The following is a 16193-nucleotide window of genomic DNA, read 5'->3' as shown; positions in this document are numbered from 1 at the left end:
AGGTATTTGTTTTGGTGTGGTTACCTCACTAATACCCTAAATTCGAGGGGGTGGCAAGTTTTTTTGTATAAAAACGCATGAAATAGGGAATACTAATAGATTTTTTATAAAAACTTTTGACAATACGAATATTGGGCAGGAGGGTGTGGATATGAAAAATTTGTTATCTGTGTATGCTCTTGGTGGTTTGAATGAGATTGGGAAGAATATGTATGGGATTGAGTATGGTGAGGATATCATTTTGATTGATTGTGGGAATAAGTTTCCGGATGAGAGTTTGTTGGGGGTTGATTTGATTATCCCCGATATTTCGTATTTGGAAGAGAATAAAGAAAGGGTGCGCGCTTTAATTTTCACTCATGGTCATGAAGATCATATTGGTGGTATTCCATACTTCCTTAAGAAGATAAATGTACCTATCTATGCAACAAGATTTACTTTAGGAGTTATTGAAATTAAATTAAAGGAACATCGAATTTTAAGAGAAACCGAACTATATGAAATCCATTCAGATTCAAGTGTCCAACTAGGGAAAGTAAGCATGAGTTTTTTCAAAGTTAATCATAGTATTCCAGATTGCTTAGGTATTGTCTTCAATACCCCTGAAGGAACGATTGTACATACTGGTGACTTCAAGTTTGATCTTACCCCTGCCAATCAAGAACGCCCTGAAATTCATAAAATGGCAGAGATAGGAAATAAGGGTGTTCTATTGCTGCTATCAGAGAGTACCAATGCGGAACGAAAAGGATTTACACCATCGGAACAAATGGTTGGAGAAAACTTAGGAAATATATTTATGAAAGCGAAGCGGAAAGTCATTGTTTCTACTTTCGCTTCCAATGTTAGCCGTGTCCAGCAGGTTGTGGAAGCTTCGGAAAAAACAAACCGAAAACTGGTGCTGCTTGGAAGGTCGATGTTAAATGTTATTGGGGTTGCGATGGATCGTGGCTACTTAAATGTCCCAAAAGGGATGTTGATTGAGCCAAACGAAATAGATGATTATCCTCCTGATAAGATCACTATTTTATGTACAGGAAGTCAAGGAGAGCCTGGTGCTGCATTAAGTCGACTATCTACAGGAAACTTTCGTGATGCAGAGATCTTACCAGAAGATACTGTCATCCTTGCTGCAGGTCCAATCCCTGGAAATGAAAAGAATGTTTCCGCTATTATCGACAATCTGTATCAATTGGGTGCTCATGTTATCTATGGTTCAGGAAGCAGTTCGGGTATGCATGTGTCTGGCCATGGCTATCAGGAAGACTTAAAACTTATGCTTACTCTTATGAAACCAACATATGTTATCCCAATTCACGGAGAATATCGAATGCTGCATCATCATCGATTACTTGCAGAATCTGTTGGGGTAGAGAAAGAAAATGTGTTTATTTTAAAAAATGGTGATGTAGTTGATATTGAAAATTCAGTTGCACGGAGTACCAGATTTATCCCGGCTGGAAGCGCCTATGTAGATGGGGTGGATGTTGGGAATATCGATTTTGTTCTACGGGATCGGAAGCAAATATCTGAAGATGGCATGATCATGTTGATTCTACCGATGAGTAAACAAGAAAATGAAATGCTGGCAGAACCAGAAATTATTTCACGTGGCTTTGTTGATAATAACTTCACACAGCTTAGAAATGGGATGATTCGTATCATTAATAGCACCGTTGAAGAATTGCATGAGGCAAATCGATATTCATGGAATGTGAAGAAAAAACAAATCAAAAAGCTAGTAGGGCAATATATCAAAGAAAAGACACGAAAACGACCAATGATAGTGCCAATTTTGATTGAGATATGATGAGCTAACAACACGGCAGGTTTTTGACCCTTCACAGTCAAGATCCTGCTCTTTTATTCTGCCTATTTACAAAATAATAAAAAAATGCAATAATAAAATAAATTTTAAAAAGGGGTTAGGTAAAGATGATGCCGACTAATTGCTAATTATTAATTGTTAAATTAATAAGGATTGTTAATGGATATATACCTATTATTTTGTAGGTTTATTTGTTATGCCATTAAGGATCAGGCAATTTAGAAGGTTACTTACTTAATCTGAAACGGAGATCATAATTGTACGACTGAAGTATTATTAGTTTTTGTCGTGCAGGTAGTTGTTTTTGCTTTATTATTATCCCAACACTACCACATTATTTTCACTGACTATTTTAGACTGTAAGAATTTTTCTTCTTACAGTCTTTTTTATTTTTATAGCTGTATAGTAGTAGGATTATTGTTAATGCCTGTCCATTTTGGTGTAGCACACTAAAGGATGAAGGAAGGAAATATTATGTTAGAACTTAAACTGAACGGTATAAAAAAATATATGGAAGCAACGCTTGTGTTAGAAGATGTCAGCCTGGAAGCTTATGATGGCGATAGACTAGGAATTGTTGGAGTGAATGGAAGTGGGAAATCTACTATTCTAAAGGTACTTGCAGGGATCGAGCCGATGAACTATTATCCAGGTTACCCGCAAACGACTAGCTATGGGTATGATGAGGGATTAATCCATGTACTACCTAGGGACACTACGATTGCCTATTTAGAACAAGTACCAGCCTATCCACGTGGTCTTAAGGTTATCGACATTCTCAATCTTGCTTTTGAAGAAATTGATAGGATTGAAAAGCAAATGCGAGACCAAGAGGAAACAATGAAAAAGGTAGAGGGGATTGCCCTTGAAAAGGCTCTTAATAAGTACAGTAGTTTAGTCCAATTGTATGAAGTCAAAGGTGGATATGAGCGTGATGAAAAATTAAGTAAAGTGTGTACAGGATTAAAATTCGACGAAAGTTTTCTAGAGCGAGAGTTTGATTATTTAAGTGGTGGCGAGAAAACGACCGTTATCCTAGGTAAACTATTGATTCATAATCCTAACATCTTACTGCTAGATGAGCCAACAAACCACCTAGACATGGATTCTATTGAATGGCTTGAGAGTTATCTAAGAAACTATAAAGGTATTGTCCTGATTGTATCACATGACCGTTATTTTCTGGATCATGTTGCAACCAAAATTGTGGAAATTGAGGATATGCGATCTACAAGTTACAAAGGCAATTATTCATCATTTGTAGAACAGAAGGAAGAAAACTTACGAATTCAATTAGAGCAATATCGTGAACAACAAAAGAAAATCAACACGATGGAAAAACAAGTAAAGGATCTGAGAGATTGGGCAATCCGTGCTGATAATAATAAGTTCTTTAGAAGAGCAGCTAGTATCCAGAAGCGGCTTGCCAAAATGGAGCGTCTGGATAAACCTGTGCTCGAAAGAAAAAACATACACTTGAACATGAGTGAGGCTGAACGCTCTGGTAAGGAAACAATCAAAGCAACAGCTCTTACAAAAAGTTATGGAGATAGATTACTGTTTAGCGATGCAGAGGTCATGGTTCATTTTGGCGAAAGAGTAGGTCTTATCGGTCCAAATGGTAGTGGGAAAACGACATTCTTAAAAATGCTATTAGGGGAAGAACAAACAGATAAGGGAAAAATTGAGTTAGGTGCCAATGTGAAAGTCGCCTATTTACCACAAAAGATTACATTTCCTAATGAAGAGAAGATGTTAATTGACGTCTTTCGTGAGGATATCTCAATTGTAGAAGGAAAGGCAAGAGAGTATCTTTCCAAATTCATGTTTTTCCAATCTAGTGTTTTTAAAAAGGTGAAGCATTTATCCGGAGGGGAAAGAATTCGTCTGAAGCTAGCCATGCTGTTATATGATGAAGTAAATCTATTAATTCTGGATGAGCCGACGAACCATCTGGATATTGATTCTATAGAAACACTGGAAGAGGCATTAGAAGAATTTCAGGGTACGATTTTCTTTATTTCACATGACCGTTATTTTATCAATAAAATGAGCAGTAGGATTATAGCAGTGGAAGATTACTCGTTGAGAAGTTATCTAGGTAACTACGATGATTATAGATATGAAAAAGAGAAGGTTAAACAAGTTCAAGAGAGTAGGGAACAACTTGTACCGGAAAAGAAAAAACAGGTAAAGCCAGTAAAAACTACCGATAAAAAACAAACCATCGATCAACAACAATTACTAGAAAAAATTGAATTTCTTGAAAAGGAGTTAGTAGCCATAGAAGAAGCTATGGATGCAGTCCAAACGGATTATACGGAGCTTAATAAGTTACACAATCAGAAAGTGGAACTTAGTAAAGAACTAGAAGAGGCATCCGATCTGTGGTTGACCTCTATGGATTAAGCATTAACGCAACTCGAAATTTAATTGTAACCCGAAGTATTATAAGAAGAGAGAATAAGAATGAGAAACCCTTGACATAACACAAGGGTTTTTTCATTTCTCAACCTTACATTTTAAAACGTTAAATCTTCAGGTGGAAGTGGAGGACTGAAATAGTAGCCTTGCCCAATTATAGGGAGGGATTTCAGTGCTTCGAATTGTTCTTTCGTTTCGATACCTTCTACAACAATTTGTTTGCGATTCTTTGTTGTCTCTAAAACTGCCTGTAATATAGCTTTATGCTTAATTTTCACCCCATCACCGATGATAGATTTATCAAGTTTGAGCGTGTCAAACTTAAGGTTCGTTATTACGTGTAAAGATGAATATCCTGTACCAAAATCGTCGATAGCTATTTTTATTCCCCAATCTCTGAGTTCTTGGATAATTTGATTGGATTCCTCTAAGTCAAGCATGACACTTTCCGTGATCTCAATTTCCAATTTAGAAGGGTCTATATTTGCTTCTTGAACAATCTGTTTCAGTTTGTTAGTGAAATTAGCTTCCCTAAATTGTCTTGCTGAAACATTTATGGAGATAGGTATATTAGCAAATTCAGTACTTTCCCAACATTCTATTTGGCTACAAGCTTCTTTCAATACCCATTCACCAATATGAATAATCAGCCCTGTTTCTTCGGCAATCGGAATAAATTCACTAGGTGGGATAGATCCAAAAGAAGGATTCCACCTAAGTAATGCCTCTAGTCCCACAAGTTTTCCAGTCTGAATGTCCACTAATGGTTGGTAATGTAGCTTTAACTCTTGTTTTTCAATTGCCTTCCTTAAGGAACTTTCAATCTTTACTTTTCGAGTTACTCTCTCTTTTAATTCGTTATTGAAAAATTGGTAGTTATTTTTTCCTTGTTCTTTAGCATAGTACATTGCTAAATCCGCTTGTTTTAGCATCGTTTCAGCATCTGTATTAGGATCCGTCTTAATGCTAATTCCGACACTTAAAGTTACTGTGATATCATGACTACTCAAATGTATACCATAGTTCATTTCTTTAAGAATTTTGTCTGCTAATAAACTGACCTTAGCCTTCGTTGTATCTTCTACTAAAATGATGAACTCGTCCCCACCAACTCTTGCAATTGTCTCATGTTGGGAAAGACATTTTTTTAGTCTTGTGGAAACTTTCTTTAAGTAGAGATCTCCCACATTATGTCCGAGCGTATCATTCACATCTTTGAAATTATCAAAATCAAGCATAAGAATAGCTATGGGAGCTTTCTTCTCTTTTGTATTTAGTAATACTTCATTAAAATAATTGTTAAACCACGTACGATTTGGAAGACCAGTTAGTTGATCGGTATAGGCAAGCTCTTCTATTCTTTTAATTGCTTCCTTTTCCTTCGTTAGATCTTTGGCAATACAAAATACACCGGTAACTTTACTATCAATAATTATTGGAATAAGAGTAATATTTGCTGGGAACTTAAACCCGCTCTTCCCCATAACCACGACCTCGTAATTTTGAGGTTCTCCATCTAAAGCTTTGTTAAAAATGGAGATCGCTAGTTCTAAATAATCTGGATCAATCAAGGAGTGAAAGGACATACGTAATAGTTCTTTCTTGGAATAATCCAATAAACCCCAAACTATGGGATTTAATTCAATAAAGTGCCCTTGACAATCAAGTGATAGGACGGGGTCGGGATAATATTCAAATAGGGAAAGGTAGCGTTGGTTTTTCTCTTCTAATTCCCTTTTCATCTTAATTTGTTCTGTAATATCTCTCAAAACCAGTTGTGTGGCTGGCTTGTTCTCATACATTATTCCGATCCAGGTAATTTCAACATCGATAATAGAATTATCAAGGGTTATAATTTGTTGTTGGGTTTCACCTAAACCTCCTTTAGATCCTAAGGAATGGATATGTTTTTTCAGTAGTTCCTTCGTTTCAGGAAGAAAAAAATCCAAAATATGCTTACCAACTAATTCACCCTCATCAGTAGCATGTACAACTCTTAAACAGGCCTCGTTGACAAATAAAATTGTTTGTCCGTCATGAACAATGATTGGTTCTGGTGACTGTTCCACTAATTGGCGGTACCTCAATTCACTTTCTTCCAATTGTTTTATTAAAAGTCTTTGGGCGTTTTTGGCACGGTGGTCTAAATAAGATGAAATCAATGTCACAATCATAATGAAAACTACACAAATCGAAATAATATTACCTAACATTAACGCATCAATCATATAAGGGGTCTCATTAGAGTTAGAGTGTAAAACACGGGTTGCTCTCATTCCTATGTAATGCAATGCGGAAATTGTTAATCCTAATATTACAGCGTTGAGTAAAATGTTAGTATTTGGATAATGACGGTTATTTCTCATGTTTACAAACAATGTAATTGTTATGGTTGAGAAGGCAAGCGCAATCAATATGGAAAGTGCAAAATAAATTGATTTATATTGAATAACAACTTCCTCATGAATGGCAAAAATAGCAATGTAATGTAAAAGTACGATGCCTATTCCTACCGTGACGCCACTTATTAATAGTTTTGATTTGGTTAGGGGGCGAGCTTGGAGGAGGTAAAAGGCTGCATATGAAGCTAATAGGGAACTAATAAAAGCTAGTAATAAAAGAATCCCGTTATATGTAATCTGATTATCTATATGAAAGGCAATCATTCCGATAAAGTGCATGGAGAAAATCCCGGTCCCCATAATAAATGCCCCAGCAAACAGCCAAGTATTTTTCTTTGACCGCCTACCAACTAATATTCTCCCGACTAATACTAGAGTTGTATAAGAAGATATAATAGCAATAAAGATAGAAAAAATAATGAAAAAAGGGCTGTAAGAATCATGATACATAGAGAACACTCCTAACCATATTCATAGCATAAAAATGTTGGTGTATTTAGTTATTATTTCATGGTGAAGTATTATTAACCTAGAATCGTACTTTCTCTGGACTTCATAAGAGTTATGTTATATATTTATAACATAAAGTTATAAATATATAACATTATTGGAGGTGAATTGCTATTTGCTAAAGACAAGAATTCGGGAATATCGTTTAAAATTTGATATGAACCAGCAAACGCTTGCTAAATTGGTCGGTGTAAGAAGAGAGACTATTGGTCACTTGGAACGGGGCAACTATAATCCTTCGCTTAAGTTAGCCTGGGATATAGCAAAAATTTTTCATGTACCAATTGAAGAGATATTTGATTATGAAGGGGATGAATAGTGATGGATGAAAGAAGTCAGATGATGATTGCTAGAGGGGTTGGGATTACATTAATCCTATTATATGTGGCACTTTTAGTCTCAGCAATATGGAAATATGTAAGTACTAAAGATATTAATCAAATTACATGGGAGATTATCTTTATAGTGATGATACCAGTATCTATTGCATGGTTTGCTCGAAAGGATGAAAGTTTAACCATTCCCAAAATGGTTTCAGGTGAGAACATTTCTACTAATGAAGATGAAGTGTCCAAAAAAAGTAGGAAACGATATTACTTTTGGGAATCTTTTGGCTTTGCATTGTTTGTATTAATTTTAAACATGATTACGACATTCTTAATTGAAAATGATTGGCAACATTTAATTCTTCTACCGGAACTAAGTGAAACCATGAATATTGTTGTAGTACTTGGATTTGAGTTTTTACTTTCAATTATCGTATTCTTTGCTATTTCGTATGTTTGGGTGGAGTGGAGTGTAAGAAAATATAATAGAAGTCTAGATAAGCTGGAGGGGTAAAGATGAATAAATATGACCAAAAGGTGATGCAATTTGCTAAAGAGGGGTCTTCTATTTTTGAACTTATTCCTAAAAAGAGGCAGGGTACCGGAATAAAGATAGTAGATATTTTATTAGATAATGTGTTGTCTCTTGGACCAGCTGTTAGTCAATTGGAACGAAGAGAAAGTTTTTATCTGGTGATGGATGAGCAAAAAGCAGAACTAGTCACAATTCAGAAAGATTTGAACCTTGCTCATAAAGATATTTCGAATTCAGTAAGTATATCATCTGGTAAAAAACATTTTGACTTTGATGGGTATCAATATAAATTATTTCGTAAGGTAAAGTAAATATCCGTTGGATTGAATAAATTCATAATATTTTTACAATAATAGGAAGGAGATTCAAAAACTTACATTGAATTACTAAGAGGATAACAACTAAATTATTAATGGAGGTTATGATGGGAAGACTAGTACACTTTGAAATTCATGTATCGGATATGGAGCGAGCTAAGAAGTTTTATGGTGAAGTATTTGGTTGGAGATTTGAGGATTGGAGCGATTATGCTGGCATGCCTTACTTTGGGGCGGTAACAGGTGATGCAAGTGAACACGGGATAGACGGGGCATTAATGCAGAGAAAAGGAACCCCACCAGAACCAGGACAACCGATGAATGGCTTTTCCTGTACGATGAATGTAGAAGATTATGATTCTACCGAAGCAAAAATTTTAGAGTTTGGGGGCCAAGTTGCTCTTCCAAAGTATGCTCTACCTGGCATGGCTTGGCAAGGTTATTATCTTGATACTGAAGGGAATATTATCGGTATTCATCAACCAGACGAGAATGCAAAATAAATAATTATACTGGTAGTTCCGTGATGCTTTTCTAAGCACTACAGAACTACTTTTTTCTTTTTCATGAATTGTTCATGACATATCCCCAATCTTTGTCAAACTTATAGTAGAATTAAGGTAAGAAAATAGTTATGAATAAGGGAGGGTTCTCATGAATTTATGGCTTGTTATTGCTATGATTGCGGTTTTATGTATAATCGGGTTAATTGCGACCATTATGGTAATAAAACAAGAAGAAAATCGTATGAAACAATATGAAGAGGATGGGGATACAGCGGAGAATGAGTTAGAACGGTCTCTAGAATATGAAACCAAATCAATTTCTTCTAATGTGAAGAGCCTATCATGGATATATATTATTGCGATCGCTCTATCATTTATTGCGTTTGCTTTCTATATGTATTTCAGATAAAGGAAAGAGTTGACCATAAATGCAAAGTAAAATAAACAAAATTACAACCAAGCTTTGGTTTGACCAGGAAGCGGAAGAAAAGTAGATCTGTTAATGATCTGCTTTTTTTTTATATGTTTTGGTATAAAACTTCCATACTAATACAACTTCATTATTTCAATCGTGTTTTTAAGGAGGAAGATAATGGTTTTCTGGAAGAGAAAGAGGAAGTCAAGTAATGAACGCCTTTCTTCAAGTGATAGCTTAGAGGCTTCGCAGAATACCAAACTAACAGATAACTTAAATCAAAATATTCAACTAGTGAAAGAAGTCTTCCAGAGGGATACTGATTTTACACTTCGTTCCTTTCACCTATTCGGTAAAACCCCTGCTATGGCTTTGTTTATCAACAGCTTAGTTGATAACGAAAAAATAAACCGTGATATTATTCAACCACTACAAGCTCCTAAAGAAATCTATAACAAATCAAGTGGTTCCAAAAAATACACACTTCAATATCTCTTAAATGATTTTCTTTATTTTTCAGAAGGGGAGATTAAGTGTGAATTACCCAGTATACTAGATGCCCTTCTACAAGGGAGAACGGTGATATTCATAGATGGTGAAAATGAGTGTCTCATTCTCGATACCTTAAAACGAGAAAAAAGAGGAATAACAGAACCAGAAACAGAACGTGTAGTACGAGGACCAAGAGAAGGATTTATTGAACAATTACAAACCAATCTTTCATTATTGCGCTATCGACTTCCGGTCCCAGAGTTTCGAGCCGAACCTATTGAAGTAGGTGAGAAAACGAAGACGAAAATTGCCAACTGTTATCTAGAGAATATTGCTAGTGATGAACTTATAAACGAGGTGAAGAAAAGAATTCAAGATATTGGAATTGACCGTATCTTGGATGCTGGTTACATCGAACAATTTATTCAGGATAATCCTAGGTCACCATTTCCACAGGTGCTCAATACGGAAAGACCTGATAAAGCAGTGGGAAATATTTTAGAAGGAAGAGTAGCGATTCTGGTTGATGGTTCTCCTTATGCACTTATCGTACCTGCTGTTTTTAATCAATTTTATCAAACAAGTGAAGACTATGTATCCAGAACTTTAATGAGTAGTATTATTCGTTCGATACGATATATGGCACTGCTTTTTTCCCTTACCTTTTCTTCCCTCTATGTAACGGTTCTCTCATTTCATCCGGAGATGATTCCGGCAAAATTCGTTGTTGCAGCATCGAGTGGAAGGGCGGGTGTTCCTTTTCCCGTTGTCGTTGAAGTATTGTTGATGGAACTTGCAATGGAGATATTACGAGAAGCGACTATCCGCATGCCACAACAAGTAGGTGGAGCTTTATCCATTGTAGGTGTATTAGTTATCGGACAAGCAGCAGTATCTGCTGGTTTTGTTAGTCCCATAACTGTAGTTATTATCGCCTTATCTACAATTGGTTCCTTTGCCACGCCATCCTATAATGCAGCTATTACTTTTCGGATGCTTAAGTTCCCATTGATTGTCCTTTCCGGTTTTATCGGCTTGCTTGGTTTGGCAGTGGGATTAATGTTTATTATCAATCATATGCTCTCGTTACGTTCGTTTGGAGTGCCTTATTTTTCTCCTATTACTCCCTGGAATAAAGAAGGAATTAAAGATTCCATAATCCGTGCTCCATTACGTTGGCTAACAGAAAGACCGAGAGAACTACATCCAAAGGATAAAGTACGAGTTGATAGTGGTGTGAAGAAGGGACCGTCGAACCCACTCGCCAATGAGAAAAGGGGGAGATTCTAATGAATAAACAACGAGATCAAGTATCAACACTACAACTAGCATTTATCATCATCAGCACGATGATAGGAGTATCCGTAATATAGCTTACAAGGTTTATCGTGAATTATGCGGGGACTGGGGGGCCATTTGCTACCATAGTTGGAATCTTAATAGGTTTTATTGGATTAGTGGGTCTAGTTCTAGTTGGTAAGCGATTTCCAACCAAAACAATCATTGGTTATAACGAAATCATTTTGGGTAAACCAATTGGAAGAATCATGAGTTTGTTCATTATTTTATTGTTTCTAGTTCTGGTTGGATTAGAGACAAGGCAATATGCTGAGGCTATTCAAGGGTCTATTCTTAATAATACACCAATCCATTTAGCCATTGTTGTGATGCTACTTTTGTGTGTGACCACAACTTATCAAAATGTATCCACTTTTGCATATATCCATTTTTTCTATGTGCCATTAATTTTGATTCCAATTGTTGTGATACTAGTCTTTGCCTTTCGCGATGTTGAAATGTATCATTTAGCCCCTTTTCTAGGTAACGAACCGAATTTTAAGGATTTTATGAAGGGAGCATTAGTTGTGCCCATGGCAATTGCTAATTTTTTAGTTATAGCAATGGTTATACCATTCATGAAAAATCCAATGAAAAGCATGAAGGGGGCCTCGTGGGGATATGGTTTCGGAGCATTGATTCTTTTGGTTGTGATTACGATGACAATAGCTGTCTTTGGAGTAGAGGAAATTATGCAGATGTTTTGGCCAACACTGATTCTTGGTAGAATGATTCAAGTCCCAGCTGAAATACTGTCCAGAATCGATGCCATTCTGTTAATTTCATACATCTATGGTGTATTTACAACTTTATTATCCTATTATTTTATCGTGGTAAGAGGAATTTGTGAGCTATTCCGTTTCCATAACTATCGAATAGTTTCTATTTTAGCTGCACCCATTATCTTCCTTGTTGCGATTTTTCCAGAGGATATTTTTACTATGTACAAGTACTTATTGGCAGTAACAAAATACGGTATGCTTCCTTTATTGCTTTATCCTTTTATACTCCTTTCCATTGCTTCAATTCGAGGGCTAAAACGTTTGCCTGAGAGTGAGGAAAATAATTCATTATGAGGGTGATCAACATGAAGAGAAGATTATTCGTATTAGGCATAATCGTTTTCTTGTCAGGTTGTTGGGATCGATATGAGTTAGAGGAACGTGCCAATATTTTAGGAATTGCAATTGATATAGCTACAGAAGAGGATATGGGAGAAGAACCTGAGGTAACCCATCAAAAAGGGGATTTTCCAGGCCAAGACGACAATCTTATTAAGTTAACTGCTCAAATATCCTTACCAGGAAAGATTAAGTTAGGACCTGAAGGTGGTGGAGGTGAAGGTTCCGAGAAGAATAGTTGGGTCCTTGAAACGGTAGGGCATTCGGTAAAAGATGCAATCACAAACCTACAACAGCAACTAGCTGAAAAGCTTTACTTAGGACACTTGCAAATTATTGTCATTTCGGAAGATGTAGCCGAAAATGGGATAGAAGAGATTAATGATTACTTTAGACGAAACCCTGAAGTGCGAAGAACCGCTTGGATGATAGTAAATAAAAATGATGCAAAAAAAGTGCTAGAAGCTGCACCACCAGTAGAAAATGTTCCATCCCTCTATTTATCCGATACACTGGATAATGCGGTACGGTTTGGAAAACTGCCAAGAGAATATTTAGGCATGTTTTGGATCGATCTATCTGATCCAGGGGTAGATGCTACACTTCCAAGAGTTCAGGTCATCAATAATGATCGTATACTCATCGATGGAATGGCATATTTTAAAGGGAATAAAATGATCAATAAATTTTCCCCTATAGAAATTGGGATCTATATGGCCATAAAAGGTATGAATCCAGCTGGATATAGTGTCCCTGTTTCACTTCCTAATGATGAAGGGGTTTACATGGTTAAAGCAGTAGGGCGTGATTCAAAGATTAAGTCTATTATTGAAAATGGGAAACCAAAAACAACATTTGAAGTTAATGTTGATGCTATGATTGAAGAAGAAATTGAATCCAATCAATTGGACTTATCCTCCATTCAAGCAATTGAAGATGCAGCATCGAAAAGGGTAAATGAGATGGCTGACAGATTCATTAAACAGTTGCAAGAGGATCAATCGGATATATTCGGTTTAGGTGCAAGGATCAGGGCCAAGTATCCGAACTATTGGGACGAGCAAGTCCAATCAGATGAAAAATGGGCAGATATTTATCAGGATATGAATATTCAAATCGATTACAACATTAGCATTAGGAGAACGGGGATGGAGTGGAAGTGAAAAATGAACTATTAAAAAAGTATTTTTTAAGAACTTTTTAGGATGGCAGCAAATATTTAAAATTATTTTGGGACACTAGCCGATTTCATTTAGAAGTCGGTTTTTTGTATAGAGGAGTGAGGGGACTTCTATATTATAATAAAAAACATTGATTACTTTCATCAAATTTTCACAGTGGACGGGTAAGATACAATTGGACGTAGTATTGAAAGTGAGGCACAAGCAATGGCGATAGCAAGCAAATTAACAATAATTGGAATGATTGCTCTCAGTTTAGCAATCGGTTTTCTTTTTTTCTATTTATATAGTGACTTGAAAAAGGAACAAAAGAAAAAGCACATCGAAGAACTAACTTCTCAATTAATTAACTTTATAATGTTTATTTGGTTAGGAAAAATTGTATTAAATCTATCCACATTTCTCACGGATCCACTATCCGTTCTAGCTTATCCAAGTGACTCAAAGGCCTTATATTTTGCTATTGTACTAATTGCTTTGTTGCTTCTTTATAAGTCAAGGCGAAAAAGTGTTAGTTTACTACCTTTAATGGAATCTTTTGTTCACGTATTCCTTATTAGTTCGTTTGTATATGAATTTATTCAACTGATTGTAGAGGATAATTCGTATGCGTTCGGATATGTAATCCTACTGGCAATATTAATTGGTATATTCTTTTTCCTACGGGAGCGATTGAATGTCATCATCTTGTTAATCATTCTTGTAACAACTTGGTCACTTGGAATGATTAGCATAGCGTTGATTCAGCCATTTGTTACAGTCTTTGGATATATGATGGCACCATGGTTTGTTGGCGTAATTTTTATTGCTAGTATAGGTAGCCTAACTTATATATTACGAAAGAGGGATGCATAATGGGTATTATTGAGACAGATACGATGTTACTTGTAGGAATGCTTTTGGCGATAGGAGCTGGTGCACTATCTTTTTTATCCCCTTGTGTATTGCCAATTTTTCCAGCTTATTTGTCGTACATAACTGGAATTAGTGTAAAAGAATTGCAGGAAAGTAAGAATAGTAGAATGGCTCGACAGTTATTTGCTCATTCCTTCTTCTTTCTATTAGCAGTTTCTTTAGTGTTTCTTAGCTTAGGTGCAAGTGCTTCTTTTCTAGGACAGTGGGCACAACAGCTATTAATTGGAGATTCTGGATTGCTCATTCAGCGAATAGCGGGAGTTTTCATTATCGTGATGGGGTTATTTATAGCTGGGTGGATTAATATTCCTTCCCTTATGAAGGAAAGACGATTTCATTACACGAAAAAACCAGCAGGATATCTTGGTACTTTCTTTATTGGGTTGGGATTTGCTGCAGGGTGGACACCATGTATTGGACCAATCTTCGGTTCTATATTGCTTTTAGCTGCTAGTAATCCTGGTCAAGGGATATTTTATACACTAATGTATGTTGTTGGATTCGCTTTACCGTTTGTAATTTTAACGTTTTTCATTGGTAAAACGAGATGGATTGTACGTCATAGTGAAGTCATTATGAAAATAGGTGCTGTCATGATGATTATCATGGGGTTAGTTCTATTCTTTGGATTAATGCCACGTATTTCAGGATTCTTACTCGATTTAGTACAAGATACATGGTTAGCGAGATTAGGATAAAATTCAGGAGGTAATTACCATGAAGAAGTGGATACTTATCGTTGTTGTTATTGGTATGTTAGGTTGGGCTGTATTTGATTTTATCGATTCCAATAGAAAATCTGCAGGTCAATTTGAGAATGTGGAGGAAGTGCAAGAAGTAGAAGATGATTCGCAAAATGAAGAGGCTATTGAAACAGGAACAGAAGAGCCTGTTATTGGATTGGAAGTTGGTAACAAGGCTCCAGACTTTCAGTTGGATACGTTAACTGGAGATACGGTGAAACTATCAGATTTCCGTGGTAGTCGCGTGATGATCAACTTTTGGTCAACATGGTGTCCACCTTGTCGAGCTGAAATGCCAGATATGGAAGAGTTTCATCAAGACAAGGATATTGTTATATTAGCAGTGAATTTATCCGATACCGAAAAAAGTGTGGAGGACGTAGAGAAGTTTACTGATGATTTCAAATTAACATTTCCGATATTAATGGATACAAATTTAGATGTCGCGAATCTCTATGCAATCCAACCGATTCCAACCACATATATGGTTGATTCCAATGGTATTATTAGCTATAGAGCGTTTGGAGCAATGAATTATGATTTAATGGTTCAAGAATTTGAGAAGATGGATTAATCTTCTGATTCTATATTAAAGGAGGAGAAAATGTGAAGTTTCATGTGGGAGAGAATGGTGAAGTCCAAGGGGATTTCGAATATGGCAAATTAGATATTTCAAGTAATCCTGAAATGGGCTTTCGACCAGTCCAATTACTTATCTTCACTTGCAGGTTGAAGTGGTGGGGTGCTAAAGAAGGTTTTAGAGAAGAAACGTATTTCGTTTGATTCAATAGAGATAGAATCGGATATTGAACGAAATGAAGAAGAAGCTAATAGAGTTACGAAAATTGCGCTTCATTACATTGTTTATGGCAATAATTTAAACTTGTCTAAAGTACAAAAATCCCTGGAATTAGCAGTGAAAAATTGTGCTATGGTACAGTCTGTTAAAGAGGCTATCGATATTGTTGAGACGATTGAAGTTAGAGATAAATAAGTTGTTATATGGTTTGAAGAACAAATCCAGTATTTTTCGAAAAAAGCTTAGAGCCGTACTCATCTTAATGGAGAACGGCTTTTTATTTTTAGCTAACAACATATTATATTCTTGCAAGTCCCCTTTCAAATGCTGCTAGATGGTT

Annotated in this window: 16 protein-coding genes; 15 read left to right on the top strand and 1 reads right to left on the bottom strand. The window is 36.0% G+C overall.

The genetic code is table 11. The features are described 5' to 3' along the window. Positions 1–151: 151 nt before the first annotated feature. On the top strand, positions 152–1810 hold the full coding sequence (locus BN999_RS20255) for a ribonuclease J (RefSeq protein WP_096274593.1): 1659 nt from the start codon (positions 152–154) through the stop codon (positions 1808–1810). Positions 1811–2303: 493 nt separating this feature from the next. Continuing rightward, a complete protein-coding gene (gene abc-f, locus BN999_RS20250) occupies positions 2304–4238 on the top strand; it encodes a ribosomal protection-like ABC-F family protein (protein ID WP_096274591.1) in 1935 nt (644 codons plus the stop codon). Between the two features lie 113 nt (positions 4239–4351). Here the strand turns inward: abc-f and BN999_RS20245 are convergent, their stop codons facing one another. After that, positions 4352–7105 (bottom strand): bifunctional diguanylate cyclase/phosphodiesterase, encoded by a 2754-nt coding sequence (locus BN999_RS20245; protein WP_096274590.1) that lies wholly within the window; start codon positions 7103–7105, stop codon positions 4352–4354. 175 nt (positions 7106–7280) lie between these two features. On the opposite strand from BN999_RS20245, the gene BN999_RS20240 reads away from it, so the two are divergent. From BN999_RS20240 to BN999_RS21290, 13 genes are all read left to right on the top strand, one after another. Beyond that, the gene (locus BN999_RS20240) at positions 7281–7484 is read left to right on the top strand and encodes a helix-turn-helix transcriptional regulator (protein ID WP_096274588.1); all 204 of its coding nucleotides are present in this window, start codon (positions 7281–7283) and stop codon (positions 7482–7484) included. A 2-nt stretch (positions 7485–7486) separates the two neighbouring features. Beyond that, entirely contained in the window at positions 7487–8005 is a 519-nt protein-coding gene (locus BN999_RS20235; RefSeq protein WP_096274586.1) for a hypothetical protein, read from the top strand. A 2-nt stretch (positions 8006–8007) separates the two neighbouring features. Further along, positions 8008–8337, top strand: a complete 330-nt coding sequence (locus tag BN999_RS20230) for a hypothetical protein (RefSeq protein WP_096274584.1) — start codon at positions 8008–8010, stop codon at positions 8335–8337. Positions 8338–8450: 113 nt separating this feature from the next. After that, positions 8451–8846: a VOC family protein gene (locus BN999_RS20225; protein ID WP_096274582.1), complete on the top strand. Its 396-nt coding sequence runs from the start codon at positions 8451–8453 to the stop codon at positions 8844–8846. A 151-nt stretch (positions 8847–8997) separates the two neighbouring features. Further along, entirely contained in the window at positions 8998–9258 is a 261-nt protein-coding gene (locus BN999_RS20220; protein WP_096274580.1) for a hypothetical protein, read from the top strand. 183 nt (positions 9259–9441) lie between these two features. After that, entirely contained in the window at positions 9442–11046 is a 1605-nt protein-coding gene (locus BN999_RS20215) for a spore germination protein (RefSeq protein WP_096274578.1), read from the top strand. A gap of 98 nt (positions 11047–11144) precedes the next feature. Beyond that, the gene (locus BN999_RS20210; RefSeq protein ID WP_255247541.1) at positions 11145–12170 is read left to right on the top strand and encodes a GerAB/ArcD/ProY family transporter; all 1026 of its coding nucleotides are present in this window, start codon (positions 11145–11147) and stop codon (positions 12168–12170) included. An 11-nt stretch (positions 12171–12181) separates the two neighbouring features. Next, the gene (locus BN999_RS20205) at positions 12182–13378 is read left to right on the top strand and encodes a Ger(x)C family spore germination protein (RefSeq protein ID WP_096274576.1); all 1197 of its coding nucleotides are present in this window, start codon (positions 12182–12184) and stop codon (positions 13376–13378) included. A 225-nt stretch (positions 13379–13603) separates the two neighbouring features. Next, positions 13604–14251, top strand: coding sequence for a hypothetical protein (locus BN999_RS21140; protein WP_255247540.1), 648 nt, complete (start codon positions 13604–13606; stop codon positions 14249–14251). Continuing rightward, a complete protein-coding gene (locus BN999_RS20195) occupies positions 14251–15009 on the top strand; it encodes a cytochrome c biogenesis CcdA family protein (RefSeq protein ID WP_096274574.1) in 759 nt (252 codons plus the stop codon). Before BN999_RS21140 ends, BN999_RS20195 begins: the two co-directional genes overlap by 1 nt. Before the next feature lie 19 nt (positions 15010–15028). Beyond that, entirely contained in the window at positions 15029–15628 is a 600-nt protein-coding gene (locus BN999_RS20190) for a peroxiredoxin family protein (RefSeq protein ID WP_096274572.1), read from the top strand. A gap of 32 nt (positions 15629–15660) precedes the next feature. Then, the gene (locus BN999_RS21295) at positions 15661–15837 is read left to right on the top strand and encodes a hypothetical protein (RefSeq protein WP_373453647.1); all 177 of its coding nucleotides are present in this window, start codon (positions 15661–15663) and stop codon (positions 15835–15837) included. After that, positions 15797–16048 carry an OsmC family protein gene (locus BN999_RS21290; protein ID WP_373453646.1) on the top strand — a complete coding sequence of 84 codons (252 nt, stop codon included), beginning with the start codon at positions 15797–15799 and terminating at the stop codon, positions 16046–16048. Before BN999_RS21295 ends, BN999_RS21290 begins: the two co-directional genes overlap by 41 nt. Positions 16049–16193 lie beyond the last annotated feature (145 nt).

This window comes from Paucisalibacillus globulus, assembly GCF_900184735.1.
GTDB lineage: Bacteria > Bacillota > Bacilli > Bacillales > Amphibacillaceae > Ornithinibacillus > Ornithinibacillus globulus_B.
The sequence above is the reverse complement of the archived record's forward strand: the minus strand, read 5'-3'. Positions and strand labels throughout refer to the sequence as shown.

Bases quoted from the DNA above. Each gene is read 5' to 3' on its own strand.
- BN999_RS20255 (WP_096274593.1), top strand. From the start codon at position 152: ATGAAAAATTTGTTATCTGTGTATGCTCTTGGTGGTTTGAATGAGATT.
- BN999_RS20190 (WP_096274572.1), top strand. From the start codon at position 15,029: ATGAAGAAGTGGATACTTATCGTTGTTGTTATTGGTATGTTAGGTTGG.
- abc-f (WP_096274591.1), top strand. From the start codon at position 2,304: ATGTTAGAACTTAAACTGAACGGTATAAAAAAATATATGGAAGCAACG.
- BN999_RS20195 (WP_096274574.1), top strand. From the start codon at position 14,251: ATGGGTATTATTGAGACAGATACGATGTTACTTGTAGGAATGCTTTTG.
- BN999_RS20235 (WP_096274586.1), top strand. From the start codon at position 7,487: ATGGATGAAAGAAGTCAGATGATGATTGCTAGAGGGGTTGGGATTACA.
- BN999_RS20220 (WP_096274580.1), top strand. From the start codon at position 8,998: ATGAATTTATGGCTTGTTATTGCTATGATTGCGGTTTTATGTATAATC.
- BN999_RS20245 (WP_096274590.1), bottom strand. From the start codon at position 7,105: ATGTATCATGATTCTTACAGCCCTTTTTTCATTATTTTTTCTATCTTT.
- BN999_RS20225 (WP_096274582.1), top strand. From the start codon at position 8,451: ATGGGAAGACTAGTACACTTTGAAATTCATGTATCGGATATGGAGCGA.
- BN999_RS20230 (WP_096274584.1), top strand. From the start codon at position 8,008: ATGAATAAATATGACCAAAAGGTGATGCAATTTGCTAAAGAGGGGTCT.
- BN999_RS20215 (WP_096274578.1), top strand. From the start codon at position 9,442: ATGGTTTTCTGGAAGAGAAAGAGGAAGTCAAGTAATGAACGCCTTTCT.
- BN999_RS21140 (WP_255247540.1), top strand. From the start codon at position 13,604: ATGGCGATAGCAAGCAAATTAACAATAATTGGAATGATTGCTCTCAGT.
- BN999_RS20205 (WP_096274576.1), top strand. From the start codon at position 12,182: ATGAAGAGAAGATTATTCGTATTAGGCATAATCGTTTTCTTGTCAGGT.